The 13053-nt window shown below is 45.9% G+C and carries 10 protein-coding genes; 3 read left to right on the top strand and 7 right to left on the bottom strand.

What is annotated here, in order from left to right; all coding sequences use genetic code 11:
- The first annotated feature begins 122 nt into the window (after nt 1–122).
- Together AC0DBE_RS17380 and AC0DBE_RS17375 are read left to right on the top strand one after the other, a co-directional pair.
- Complete coding sequence (locus AC0DBE_RS17380; RefSeq protein ID WP_472963033.1) at nt 123–932, top strand: alpha/beta fold hydrolase; 810 nt, start codon at nt 123–125, stop codon at nt 930–932.
- Nucleotides 933–966: 34 nt separating this feature from the next.
- Nucleotides 967–2178 (top strand): PP2C family protein-serine/threonine phosphatase, encoded by a 1212-nt coding sequence (locus AC0DBE_RS17375; protein WP_332606806.1) that lies wholly within the window; start codon nt 967–969, stop codon nt 2176–2178.
- Nucleotides 2179–2218: 40 nt separating this feature from the next.
- Here the strand turns inward: AC0DBE_RS17375 and AC0DBE_RS17370 are convergent, their stop codons facing one another.
- The 7 genes from AC0DBE_RS17370 to lutR all read right to left on the bottom strand — a co-directional run bounded on the left by AC0DBE_RS17370 (nt 2219) and on the right by lutR (nt 11117).
- Nucleotides 2219–3508 (bottom strand): arabinogalactan endo-1,4-beta-galactosidase, encoded by a 1290-nt coding sequence (locus AC0DBE_RS17370; RefSeq protein ID WP_472963031.1) that lies wholly within the window; start codon nt 3506–3508, stop codon nt 2219–2221.
- Nucleotides 3509–3588: 80 nt separating this feature from the next.
- Nucleotides 3589–5652, bottom strand: a complete 2064-nt coding sequence (gene ganA, locus AC0DBE_RS17365) for a beta-galactosidase GanA (RefSeq protein WP_014115225.1) — start codon at nt 5650–5652, stop codon at nt 3589–3591.
- Nucleotides 5653–5670: 18 nt separating this feature from the next.
- Nucleotides 5671–6522: an arabinogalactan oligomer ABC transporter permease GanQ gene (gene ganQ / locus AC0DBE_RS17360; protein WP_472963029.1), complete on the bottom strand. Its 852-nt coding sequence runs from the start codon at nt 6520–6522 to the stop codon at nt 5671–5673.
- Between the two features lie 3 nt (nt 6523–6525).
- Nucleotides 6526–7782 (bottom strand): arabinogalactan oligomer ABC transporter permease GanP, encoded by a 1257-nt coding sequence (ganP, locus tag AC0DBE_RS17355; protein ID WP_472963027.1) that lies wholly within the window; start codon nt 7780–7782, stop codon nt 6526–6528.
- A gap of 39 nt (nt 7783–7821) precedes the next feature.
- On the bottom strand, nt 7822–9087 hold the full coding sequence (ganS, locus tag AC0DBE_RS17350; RefSeq protein WP_472963025.1) for an arabinogalactan oligomer ABC transporter substrate-binding protein GanS: 1266 nt from the start codon (nt 9085–9087) through the stop codon (nt 7822–7824).
- A gap of 140 nt (nt 9088–9227) precedes the next feature.
- Complete coding sequence (gene ganR, locus AC0DBE_RS17345) at nt 9228–10220, bottom strand: galactan degradation operon transcriptional regulator GanR (RefSeq protein ID WP_014115229.1); 993 nt, start codon at nt 10218–10220, stop codon at nt 9228–9230.
- A 174-nt stretch (nt 10221–10394) separates the two neighbouring features.
- Nucleotides 10395–11117 (bottom strand): L-lactate utilization/bacilysin biosynthesis transcriptional regulator LutR, encoded by a 723-nt coding sequence (lutR, locus tag AC0DBE_RS17340; protein ID WP_061187893.1) that lies wholly within the window; start codon nt 11115–11117, stop codon nt 10395–10397.
- Between the two features lie 227 nt (nt 11118–11344).
- On the opposite strand from lutR, the gene lutP reads away from it, so the two are divergent.
- Nucleotides 11345–13036, top strand: a complete 1692-nt coding sequence (gene lutP / locus AC0DBE_RS17335; protein WP_061187892.1) for an L-lactate permease LutP — start codon at nt 11345–11347, stop codon at nt 13034–13036.
- Nucleotides 13037–13053: the final 17 nt, after the last annotated feature.

Here is a 13053-nt window from a genome sequence, read left to right as displayed (position 1 = left end):
CCTGATGTCCCCTTTCTTTTAAACTGCTATTTACTTTCATAGAAAGACACACTCTTGGAACGGCGAGTGTTATGATATACATATTGAACTTTATTTTACTTTCCGGCTGAAAGGAGCCAATCATGAACGAAGCGATTTTGTCTCGAAATGATGTGAAGGTGAAGGGAAGCGGCAAAACATCTATCATTTTTGCACCTGGCTTTGGCTGCGATCAAAGTGTGTGGAATGCCGTGGCGCCGGCCTTCGAAGAAGAACATCAGGTCATTTTATTTGATTACGTCGGTTCGGGGAATTCGGATTTACGCGCATATGACCTGAATCGTTACGGGACACTTGACGGCTATGCCCAAGATGTTCTTGATGTTTGTGAAGCTTTAGATCTGGGAGAAACCGTGTTTGTGGGGCACTCTGTTGGGGCTGTAATTGGCATGCTAGCTTCGATCCGCCGCCCGGAGCTGTTTTCCCATATCGTGATGGTGGGACCTTCTCCTTGCTATTTGAATGATCCGCCTGAGTATTTCGGAGGATTTGAGGAGGAGCAGCTCCTTGGTTTGCTGGAGATGATGGAGAAAAATTATATAGGTTGGACTACTGTATTTGCGGCAACCGTTCTGAATCAGCCAGATCGGCCTGAAATCAAGGAAGAACTTGAAAGCCGTTTTTGTTCTACTGATCCTGTGATTGCCCGCCAGTTCGCGAAGGCCTCGTTTTTTTCTGATCACCGGGGGGACCTTTCGAAGGTGACGGTTCCCTCTCTTATTCTCCAATGTGCAGATGATATCATCGCACCGGCAGCAGTAGGTGAGTATATGCATAAGCACCTCCCTTATAGCAGACTGAAACAAATGGAGGCACGCGGTCATTGCCCCCACATGAGCCATCCGGAAGAGACGATACAGCTGATCAGCGATTATTTGAAAGTATACGTGTGATATAGGAACGAAAGGGATAGAGGTGACCCTCTTAATGGACAAACAATTGAATGATGCACCATGCGGTTTCCTCACTTTGTCAGAAGAGGGTTCGATAGTAGCAGTCAACCGTACCCTGCTTAACATTCTGAATTATGAGCAGGAACAAGTTATCGGCCAGCATATGGATACAATTTTGACCGTTTCCGCACAGCTTTTCTACCAGCTTTATTTTGTTCCGCTTTTGAAGCTGGAGCATCACATTGAAGAAATATACATTTCCCTGAGGACAAGAGATGGAGAAGAAATTCCCGTCCTTGTCAATGCTGTTGTAAGAACTGATAGCGGAGGAACTGTCACCGAGTGTGTTCTGATTCCGATGCGGAAGCGAAATGAATATGAAAATGAGCTGCTGATGGCCAAAAACGCGGCCCAGGAAGCTTTGCTTGCCAAGCAGAAAGCCAATGCGGAGTTAGAAATTGCCTTGGGAACGCTGAAGGCCAAACAAGAAGAACTCCTTGAGACCAACAAACAAAATCAGCAATTTAAATTAAACACCAAAAGAGAGCTTGAGCTCGCCAGAAAGATCCAAGAAAACTCGTTGACTGAACCGATTGTAAACGATCAGATTCAGATTGACGCTTATTACAAAGCATCCAGTGAGTTATCAGGTGATCTATACGGATTTTATCAAATTGATGAACATCGTTACGGCATTATTATTCTTGATGTGATGGGGCACGGGATTTCATCTGCATTGATTACGATGTCTCTTCATCCTTTGTTCCAGCGCCAGATCACGCAAGGTCTCAGCCCCGTCAAAGTCATGAAGGAATTAGACCGCCACCTCCACAGCTTGTTTCAAAATGATGAGGAAGCAAGACATTATTGTACTGCCATTTATCTTGAGATTGATACAGCCCGGCAAAAAATTGATTATGTCAACGCAGGACATCCGCCAGCATTATGGCAGGGCGCCGGCGGAACCCAAAATCCGCTGCACGCAACCGCGCCTCCGATCGGGATGTTTGAAGACACGGTGTTTCATTCTAGCAGCCTTCCCTACACGGAGGGCGGAAGGCTCCTTCTATATACGGATGGCGTGATGGACCCTACAGCTTCATGTTATTTATTTGATTTATTAAAGGATCATCCCGATTTGCCTATTGCTGACCTGAAAGAGAAAATCCTTACATCACTGCATCATCATAAGGAAGCCCATCATAAAAGTGATGACGAATGTTTTATATTAGTTGATTTAAAATAAAATGATCCATGAGATAGTACATCTCATGGATTTTTATGTTTCAGCGCTTCTTCGGGGTATGGCCTGACTCCGCATATTGAAACACCTGCAAGGAAGGCAGCGGGTGTCCGTTAACATCAAACAAAGCTTGGTTATCCACAGCACTTCCCCCATACCACTTCCCAGCATCTTCAGGGTCATATTCAGCAGCATAGCTGGAGGCCCAGCCTGACCCGTATGTGTCCCACAGCACTTTGTTTTTCTCTACCTGTGTTTTCGGCCCGACTGGAGTCCACGCAGGCTCCCAATAGAAAACGCCAAGTCCCGCCGTGCCTGTATTCGCTACGGCCTGCATCACATCTCTTATCGCATCCGCCTGGCCTTGAACGGAAATTGGATATGGCAGCGTCTGCCCGCTTTTTGGCGCTGTATTTTCATGCCCATCGCCATCCTCAGCGGTATAGGTGTATGATGTCTCCGCCACCATGACTTTTTTGCCGTACGTATCGGAAACAGCCTTCAGCACGGAGGTCAAATTCTGTAATGTGCCGTGCCAGAAAGGATAATACGAGCTGGCAAACACATCATAATCCACTTTGTTTTTGCTGAGTGTTTCTGCAATAAATGAATACCTTCCTGCCGTTTCAGGATTGGTAAAATGCAGCGCGACCAAAATACCTGGGTCTGTCTCCCTGACCGCGCGGCTTCCTTCATTAAATAATTGGCTCATTTTCGCCCAATCGGTTTCACCTGCAAATGCCCCTGTCGTTTCATTTCCGACCTGAACCATGCCAATGTCGACGCCTTCCTTGATCATCTTTTGCAGGCTTTGTTTCGTATACTCATAGAGCTTTGTTTTTTTAGCTTCAAAGCTGAGATTCGCCCAAGCTTTGGGTACCTTCTGTTTCGCAGGATCGGCCCAGAAATCAGAATAATGAAAGTCGACCAGCACCTTCATTCCATTCGCTGTGGCTCTTTTTCCGATTTCGATGGCTTTTTGAACATCATTGTTCCCCCCTCCATACCCATTGCCATTTGAATCATACGGGTCATTCCAGATTCGGACGCGAATATAGTTGATGCCAGCTTGTTTTAAGGTTGTAAAAATGTCCTGGCGTTTACCTCTAGTATTGTAAAAGGTGACTCCGCTGTTTTCTAAAGCAATAACACTGGACACATCTGCCCCTTTGATAAAGTCCTTGTTCATACCCTCTACTTTTTTAACGAAAAGATCATCTGTCCGAAGCTCAGGCACATGTTTCTGCTCCTCAATGGAAGCGGCATTTCCCGTAGAACTGAATGCACTCCACACGATGGCAGCCGCAAAGAACATTTTCACTCTGCCCCTCATGATTCCACCCCTCACTCTAAAGTAAGCGTTTTTCAAATATGCTAGAAAAAGAATCCGCCCGTATCGAGCGGAGCATCAGCCTAATGTGTATTTACGACAATTCTGACTTCATATTTTTCCAGCGTCAGGTCACCTGATAATATGTCTCCTGTCATCATATCCTTCACACTGTGATCAAACGTGACGAGCTGCTTTTCTTCCGTAAAATTCATGACAAAAATATAATCATTATCCTGATCCTGCCTCGCTTGTACGGAGACACCTTTTCCATGCCGAACCGGAAAAACAGGAGAAAGAGACAGGTCTGTGATGAGCCCTTCATAAAAATCCCGGTGAAATTGATCCTCCAAACGCGCACCGATAAAATACGCCTTGCCCTGTTGATATTGATGGCTTGTCACCGCTGGCGTACGCGCGTAAAAATCTTCTTGATACACCGCTTCTGCTGATGCGGTCTTGACATCGATCACGGTTGCATAGTCCTTCATTTCATATGTTTGGCTGCGATAGCTGACAGCATTTCGATCCTTCGGATACAGCGTGTCGGTTTCAAGAGGCTCAATTCCGAAAATAGCTTGCAAATCCGGATGCCATCCTCCTGTATACGTTAAATCATGCTCATTTACAATCCCGCTGATATATGTCATGACTAAGGCGCCGCCGTTAGCCGTAAACGTTTTCAAACGGGAAATGGTGTCTTCGCTGATTAAATATAGCATCGGGACGATCAACAGTTTATATGGTGAAAAATCCTGTTCTTTTGTGATGACGTCGACAGGGATATCGTGTTCCCAGAACGTGCGGTAATGCTGCTGAAGCGTTTGCGCATAACGTTTTGTCGCCTTCGCAAACCCCTGAGCATCCTCGAGCGCCCAGTGATTTTCCCAGTCATATAAAATAGCCGTTTCAGCGGGCCTCTTCGTTCCGACAACCTCGGACAGCCGTTCTAATGTTTCGCCGGTTTTGGCCACTTCTTGAAAGACCCGGTTCTTCGGGCTATTGTCATGATCTACTATTGCCCCGTGCAATTTTTCTGATGATCCGCGCGATTTGCGGTATTGGAAATAGAGAACGCTGTCCGAACCGTGGGCAATCATTTGCATGGACGACAGCAGATTCATGCCCGGGCGCTTCGCCTTGTTGACGTTATGCCAATTGACCGCGCTTGGCGTACACTCCATTAATAAGAAAGGCTGCTGCTTCAGGCTCCGGTACAGGTCATTGATAAAGCCGACCTTCATCGCCAAATCAGCTGTGCTTTCCCAGTCATTGTGCCAGACCGGATAAGCGTCCCAGCTGATGACATCGACATGCTTCGCAAATTTGCTGTAGTCTAGGCCCTGATACGGAATCAAATCCGGTGTGTCAGCCATAAAGTTCGTTGTGATAGGGATATCAGGCGTCAGTTCTTTCAGCGGAATGATTTCATTTTCATAAAACGAAATCGTTTGATCTGTGACGAACCGGCGCCAGTCTAAGTTCAGGCCGTGTAAGCCGTTTTCACCGATCGGCGAAGGGCTTTCAATTTGTGACCAGTCATTGAATGTGTGGCTCCAAAAAGGAGTCCACCACGCATGGTTCAATGCCTTGAGGCTGTTGTCATATTTCGATTTCAGCCACTCCCTGAAAGCATGCTGGCATAGATCGCAGTGGCACTCTCCTCCGTATTCATTTGAAATATGCCACATTAACAGCGCAGGATGATTGCCGTATCGTTCTGCTAGTAACCGATTGATGTGACGTGTTTTTTCACGGTAGACTTTAGATGTGAGGCAGTGGTTGTGCCTTCCGCCGTGAAGCTGTTTGACACGGGAGGCATTGACGCGCAAAACTTCAGGATAGGTTTGCGACAGCCAGGCAGGACGAGCTCCGCTTGGTGTTGCTAATATGACCCTGCCGCCTATGCTGTGAATCCGTTCAAAAATATCGTCCAGCCATTCAAATTGGTATACGCCCTCCTCTGGCTCAAGCGCGCTCCATGCAAAAATGCCGACAGAAAACGTATTCGTATGAGAAAGCTTCATCAGCTTGATATCATCGGCTAAAATATCAGGGCGATCCAGCCATTGATCAGGATTGTAGTCTCCTCCGTGAAGCATAAATTTTGCCCCTGTTACGTGCGTTTTTTCAAGCTTTGACATCATATTCTCCTCCTTAATCTCTTAACCTTTTGTTCCCCCCGCGGTTAACCCGGACACAAAATTCTTTTGCAGCATGATAAAGATGACGGCAACCGGTATGCTGATAAGCAGGGCTCCAGCTGCAAATGTCGTATAGCTGGCCCCCATAACATCATTCACTAAATTGAATAGACCTACGGGCAATGTATATGATTCAGGCGTTCTCAATATCGTTGAGGACAGTACAAAATCTCCGAGCGGGCCGGTAAAGCCGTTCATGGCGACCACTGCCGCCATCGGTTTTGATAATGGCAAAATGATCTGGAAGAAGATTCTTGTGCTGCTGGCCCCGTCAATCTTGGCGCTTTCGTCTAAATCCATCGGAATGGAATCCATGTACCCTTTCATCAAATACGTATTCATCGGGATCAGCCCTCCGATATAAAGCAAGATTAACAGCCAGTGGCTATTGATCATTCCTAAGATTTGCGCCAATACAAACAAGGCAATTAAAGCCGAAAACTGAGGAATCATTTGCAGCAATAAAAAGAGGGTTAAAGCGTATTTTCTCCCTTTAAATCGAAAGCGTGAAAATGCATAGGCCGTAAACGTCACACAGATTAAAGACCCCGTCATCGTAAACAGGCTGATCTTCATTGAGTTGATATACCACTGCACATATTGAAGGCTTTCTTTGCCCGCAAATAATTCCTTGTAATGGTCGAATGTCGGATGCTTCGGAATGATGGATGTACTGATCAAGCTATTGCCGGGGTTAAAACTTGCGCCTGCCGTCCAAAGGAGAGGATAAACAATGATGACCGCCATACAGGTTAACAACAAGTAAGAGAGAAGGAGACGGATATATTTTCTGATCTTCATATCTGCCAACATGCCTCATGCCTCCTCTTTAAAAGACTTCGTCTGTCTGAACTGCCACAAAGCGATGGAGATGACAAACACAGATAATAAAATGGTTAAAGCTGCGGCGAGTGAATATTGGCTTGACTGCATTGTCAATTTATAAATCCACGAAACAAGGATATCTGTCCCGCCGGCAGTTGATCCGGTTACAGCCGGGCCGCCTCCATTGAATAGATAGATAATATTAAAGTTATTAAAATTAAACGTGAACTGAGTAATGATAATCGGAGCCATGGCAATGAACACCATTGGAAGCGTAATGTATCTCAGCTTTGCGAAGACTGAAGCGCCATCAATCGTGGCTGCTTCATACAGATCGTCCGGGATGGACTGCAAGACGCCTGTTGAGACGAGAAAGATGTACGGAAACCCGAGCCAGCCCTGCATAAGAATCAGCGCAAGTCTCGACCAATTGGCATCTGTCATCCATGGAAGAGGCTCTATGCCGAAGAAAGCCAAGATATCGTGATTCATCGCACCGAAGCTATCATTAAACAGCCCTACAAAAATTAAAATCGTAACGAATCCGGGAACGGCCCATGGCAAAATGAGAATCGTCCTGAAAAAGCGTTTAAAACGAATGTCTTTCTGATTGACAATAATCGCGAGAAAAATCCCTAAACTGACTTGCAGTGTGGATGCGGCAAGTGTCCAAACCACCGTCCAAGCCAGCACATCAAAAAAAGTCGACCTCCAAATATCAACTGTGAAAATGTTTGAGAAGGTTTGAAAACCGACCCAATCAATTAATTTAGCAGGAGGAGAATGATACAAATCATAGTTTGTAAACGCTAATGCAAAGCTGAATAAGATGGGGAAGATTACGGCGAAAATTAATATAAACAAAGATGGACCGCTGACGACATAAGGATAGCCATGAGAAATAATATGTTGGTATTGTTCCTTGAGAGAGCTCAATGGCTTGTTTTCATCGCGCTGTTTTCCGCTTTGAAACGCATCGCGAAGATTCACATAATACACCGCAAGGCCAAAGCAGGTTACGATTACAGCGATAATCCCTTCCGCCAGCAGAAACACGGAATTATCCCGCGGCACTTCTGTTCCTAATGTAAAAATCCCCCAAAACCCCATATTGAGCAGATCTCCAAAGACTGCAAAAAACGATGCGCCTAAGAAAAGAAAGACAAAACCTTTTATCCATTGCTTGTTATAAAATTGCCCGAGCCCCGGGATGATTGACAGCAACAAAGCGATTTGACGATGCTGCACCGTTTTCACCTCTCTTACAATACAAATCTAGCTTTCTCTTTATTTTCCGCTGTGCTTTGCCTTGATTTGTCCTCTGGCCGTTTCAGCAGCTTGATCCAATGCTTGTTTCGGATCCGCTTTTCCTGTTGCAACCGTCTGCAATGCCGAATCAGCCGGCGTCCATATTTCATTCATTTCCGGAATATTTGGCGTCAGCTCTGAGAAGCGGGATTGTTCAGTAACAGCCCGTGCCGCCTCGCTTTTCATAATAGCTGGGTCATCGGCTAAGGATTTCACAGCTGGGACTTCTTTCGTTTGTTCATATCGTGTTTTAGAATTTTTTTCGTTTGCCAGGAAAACAGCCAATTCTTGCGCCAGCTCCGCATTCTTTGAAAATGCACTGACGTTGTAGCTTTTGACACCGATAAAGGCACTCATGTTTTTGCCATTTTCCAGCTCCGGCAGTTTCGTTATGCCATAATTGATTCCTGCTTTCGAAAAGGCTTCTACATTCCACGGACCTGAGATAATCGCGGCGGCTTTTCCTTCTGTGAACAGCGATTCCAACACATTAATCCCTTGTTCTCCAATAATGCCGGCAGGGAATAAGCCACCTTTGTAAAACTTCTGAATTAGCGCCGCACCTTTGACAGCGCCTTCATTATTGATCCCGATATCTGACGGGTTATAGCTGCCGTCTTTGTCCTTTCCGAAAATGTATCCACCGTACCCGCTCATCACACTTTCCGCATAATAAATTTGATCGAACAGGGCTAAAAAGCCAAACTTGCTTCCATCAGCAGTCTTTTTAGAATAGTCGTACCACTCTTCCAGCGTTTGTGGCAATTCCTTTTCTGAAATGAGATCTTTGTTGTAAAAAAGCACTGTCGTTTCGACCGCTTTAGGCAGCCCATAAAGCTTTTGATCTACCATTTGAGATTGAATGGAAGCGTCAGTATAAAGCGATTGAACGTTCTTTTCGACATGTAATTCCTTGAGTAATCCTTCTGTGACAGCCGTTCCGATTTGGTCACCTGGCATTGTTAACACGTCAGGACCCGTGCCGGCCGGTCCGTCCATCCGCAAATCTTCAATCTGCTTGGCATATGGTTTTTCAACAACTTTGACCTTCACATCATGCTCTTTTTCAAACGCAGCCACGGCGTCTTTAATGCCGATGCTCTTTTCCTTATCCTCCCACACGACAAGCTCCGACCCTTTTGAACTTGATTTGGCGCTGCTGCTTTCCTTTGGGCCGCAAGCCGCCAAGGATAAACTGACAGCCGCGCAGAGCATGAGTGCGAAATACTTTTTTGCCATTTTCATTAATTGTCACCCTTTCGTTATGAATGAAAGCGCTTTAAAAACAATATAGCACGACTGAGAAAATGTGTAAACAAACTATTTACTCCCATCGGTAAATTTTTTTACCTAAATAAAAAATGACTTAGTCTCCTAAGCCATTCTTAATTCATACTCTTTCTGACGATTAATTCCGCACCCACATATAATGTTTTTACCGTTCTTCTCTTGTCCTGCACTTGTTCAAGCAGCATTTCAACGGCATTTTTACATAATTCATGTATATCAATATGAAACGTCGTCAGAGGGGGCGAGACATACTTTGCGAAGCTGATGTTGTTGATGCTTACTACGCTTACCCTGTTCGGTATGGGAATTCCTTTTTCGTTCAGGGCTTGCAGACAGCCTACTGCAATCGGGTCCGCTGCGATCAAGAAAGCAGTCGGAAGCTGATCGCCTAATGTATCGATCGCTGTTGTCATCAGGCGGTAGCCGTTTTCTACAGAAAACCCGCGATGACAGAAAATATAACGCTCGTCCAGCATGCCTTTTTCCCTCATATAGGATCTGAAGGTTTGTTCACGGATGTCCATTTCATCCTGATTGGTGTTCGGATTTTTGTATGTGCCGCCGATAAAACCAATTCTTTTATGCCCTTTCTCGCTCAGGATGTTTACCGTCTTCTTTGTCATTTGAGCTAAATCAGGCCTTACCGAGTCAAAATGATCGGGATCAGGAGTTGAATCGATAAAGACGCCGTTTTCAGTGAGATTTCTGAGGAAAGCCAGCTCTTCATCAGAAAATGTCCCGACAGCTATAAACCCTTCCGTATGTTCAGGGATGCTTTCGATGCCATCCGATATTTTATAAGTTGTCATGTCGACATTGAAGGTTTTCGCCAATTTCTCTACTTCTAATCTCATTGTTTTAAAATAGACATCTTCTAATTCTTCTTTATCGGTCAGCCAATATAAAAACGCAATATGTTTCACTAGCGGCCTCACTGTTTTCTTGCGGTAATTGAGCTTTTCAGCCGCTTCATAGATTTTCTCCCGTGTCTCATCAGGAACAGACAGGCTTTCATCGTTATTTAAAACGCGGGAAACGGTTGAAATTGAAAATCCCGCTTCCTGCGCGATATCCTTAATTGTCGCCATTGTATCTGCCTCCATTATTCAGCTCGTTGTTCATTTTAGTAAAATATTTTACTCCCTTTTCCGCAAATGTCAACAAGCTCTTCCTGCATCATGTAAAAAGACTGAACCATTTGCGGCTCAGTCTCGGTTGTCCGTACATGCGGCACTTGCGGAATTGCCCGGGAAATGAGTTGGTTATTGCACATTTTCCTCGAAATATCCCGAAAGAACATCTTCCACATTCGTTAAATGCGCCAGCATGGCGGCTTCTGCCTGTGCTCCATCCTGTGATGCCACGGCCTTGTAAATCCGTTCATGCTCCTCATACAGCCGCTGAACTGAGGTCTTCTTGGAAAACAGCCAGATTTTCCGTGTTTCTCTCATCGTTTCCAGCAGCAATGATGACACATGGTTCATCAAGTGTTTAAGAAGTTCATTTTGGGAAGCGTCAGCTAACGCCAGATGAAATGCGAAGTCTGCTTTCTCGCCCAGCTCCCCGTCCGTTTCAATGCTGCCCATTTCCTTTAACGCAGCATGAATTCTTTCGAGATCAGCTTCTGTCCTTTTTTCAGCAGCTAATGACGCCACGCCGATTTCAAGCAGTTTTCTGACCTCAAGCAGCTGCTTGACGTCCTCTTTTTTCATAAGAAGAGCGGCTGAGAGCGGCTGAGAAATTTGATTGAGCTCAAATTCCTTCAGGTATGTGCCTTCTCCCTGTTTCATTTCGACAAGTCCCATCGCTTTTAGCGCGGAAAGTGCTTCACGAACTGCTGAGCGGCTGACTTGAAAGCTTTCGGAAAGCGCTTGAACGGAGTCTAATTTATCTCCTGGCTTCAATTCGCCGTTTTTGATCATATCTAATAGTGCATCCGCCACTTCTTCATATATTTTCTTTGTTTTAATCTGTTTGTATTTCAATGCAATTCACCCCGTAACTTGTAGGTCTGGCTGTTTACGATCTATTATACTCTGTTTTGGGGGACGCCAAAAGATTTTGACAATTTTGTCAAAAAGTCTTGTACTTTGATTTTTTTCAAAATATAATGCTAGGTAACTGGTCTTATTACCCAGTCATCAGATGATCATATCATCTATAGAAACCGCTTACACATAACGCCAGTTTATGTTTCAAGGAGGGGTTTGGGATGCAATGGACACAGGCATTTACGCCTATAGGGGGAAATTTGCTTTTATCAGCGCTTGCCGCACTTGTACCGATTATTTTCTTTTTTTGGGCACTCGCGATCAAACGGATGAAGGGGTATACAGCGGGCTTGTCCACATTGGGAATCGCACTTATCATTGCTGTATTGGTTTATCGGATGCCGGCAGAAAAAGCGCTGATGTCCGCGACACAAGGAGCCGTATACGGGATTTTGCCGATCGGCTGGATCATTGTGACGTCTGTTTTTTTGTATAAAATCACTGTGAAAACGGGACAGTTTGATATCATTCGCAGTTCTGTTCTCTCGATTACGGATGACCGCCGGCTTCAGGCGCTCCTGATAGCTTTCTCATTCGGGGCTTTTTTAGAAGGAGCTGCCGGCTTCGGAGCGCCGGTCGCCATTTCTGCTGCGCTGCTGGTCGGCCTCGGCTTTAACCCTCTTTATGCGGCGGGAATCTGTTTGATCGCCAATACGGCGCCAGTCGCCTTTGGCGCGATTGGGATTCCGATTACAGCCGTAGAAGGGCCGACTGGGATTCCGGCGATGGAGATTTCGCAAATGGTCGGGCGGCAGCTGCCGTTTTTATCCGTATTTATTCCTCTTTATTTAATCATCATCATGAGCGGGTTCAGGAAAGCCTTTGAGGTCTGGCCGGCGATTCTCGTTTCCGGTGTTTCCTTTGCTGTTGTTCAATATCTCAGTTCCAATTTCTTAGGGCCTGAGCTGCCGGATGTTTTGTCGGCGCTTGTTTCGATGGCTGCGCTTGCTGTGTTTTTGAAATGGTGGAAGCCGAAAACAACATTCCGGTTTGCCGGTGAACAAGAATCTGCCGCCGCGATTGAAATGGCGAAAACGAATCCGGCCGCGCCTGCGTACAGCGGCGGACAGATTTTCAAGGCCTGGTCGCCATTTCTGCTGCTGACGGTGATGATTTCTGTATGGGGCATTCCATCTGTCAAATCCGCGCTGACCGGGCATTATGAAGGCGCTGCGGTTTTCTTGAAGTGGCTGAACGCAGTTGGCGAAAAACTGACTTTTGCCCCTGGTGTGCCTTTGTTGAACAATCAAATTATCAATGCTGACGGCGCGCCGATTGAAGCGGTTTACAAGCTTGAGGTGCTTGGTTCAGCCGGCACCGCGATATTGATTGCTGCTGTGCTGTCAAAGTTCATCACGGCGATTTCGTGGAAAGACTGGGGAGCTGTTTTTAAAGAAACGATCCAAGAGTTGAAGTTTCCGATTTTGACCATCGCATCTGTCGTTGGTTTTGCCTATGTCACAAACTCCTCGGGAATGAGCACGACACTCGGGATGACACTCGCACTGACAGGTTCGATGTTTACCTTCTTTTCGCCTGTTCTCGGCTGGCTCGGCGTCTTCATTACCGGCTCGGATACTTCTGCCAACCTGCTGTTCGGCAACCTGCAGAAAGTCACCGCGTTATCGGTCGGCATGGACCCAGTTCTCTCTGTCGCCGCCAACTCTTCAGGCGGTGTCACAGGAAAAATGATTTCGCCGCAGTCGATTGCGGTGGCGTGCGCCGCGGTAGGACTCGCCGGGAAGGAGTCAGATCTTTTCCGCTTTACCATTAAACACAGCCTGTTTTTGCTGCTGCTCGTTTGTATCATCACCTTTTTGCAGCATCATGTGTTCAGCTGGATGATTCCTTAAAAAAATCCTCCCAACAT

The organism is Bacillus sp. VA15, assembly GCF_055721145.1.
Note: the sequence above shows the minus strand (reverse complement) of the source record. Positions and strands in the feature narration are given on the sequence as shown.

What these genes read in the sequence shown, in the direction of transcription:
- AC0DBE_RS17380 (WP_472963033.1), top strand. Translation starts at nt 123, where the DNA reads ATGAACGAAGCGATTTTGTCTCGAAATGATGTGAAGGTGAAGGGAAGC.
- AC0DBE_RS17375 (WP_332606806.1), top strand. Translation starts at nt 967, where the DNA reads ATGGACAAACAATTGAATGATGCACCATGCGGTTTCCTCACTTTGTCA.
- AC0DBE_RS17370 (WP_472963031.1), bottom strand. Translation starts at nt 3,508, where the DNA reads ATGAGGGGCAGAGTGAAAATGTTCTTTGCGGCTGCCATCGTGTGGAGT.
- ganA (WP_014115225.1), bottom strand. Translation starts at nt 5,652, where the DNA reads ATGATGTCAAAGCTTGAAAAAACGCACGTAACAGGGGCAAAATTTATG.
- ganQ (WP_472963029.1), bottom strand. Translation starts at nt 6,522, where the DNA reads ATGTTGGCAGATATGAAGATCAGAAAATATATCCGTCTCCTTCTCTCT.
- ganS (WP_472963025.1), bottom strand. Translation starts at nt 9,087, where the DNA reads ATGAAAATGGCAAAAAAGTATTTCGCACTCATGCTCTGCGCGGCTGTC.
- ganR (WP_014115229.1), bottom strand. Translation starts at nt 10,220, where the DNA reads ATGGCGACAATTAAGGATATCGCGCAGGAAGCGGGATTTTCAATTTCA.
- lutP (WP_061187892.1), top strand. Translation starts at nt 11,345, where the DNA reads ATGCAATGGACACAGGCATTTACGCCTATAGGGGGAAATTTGCTTTTA.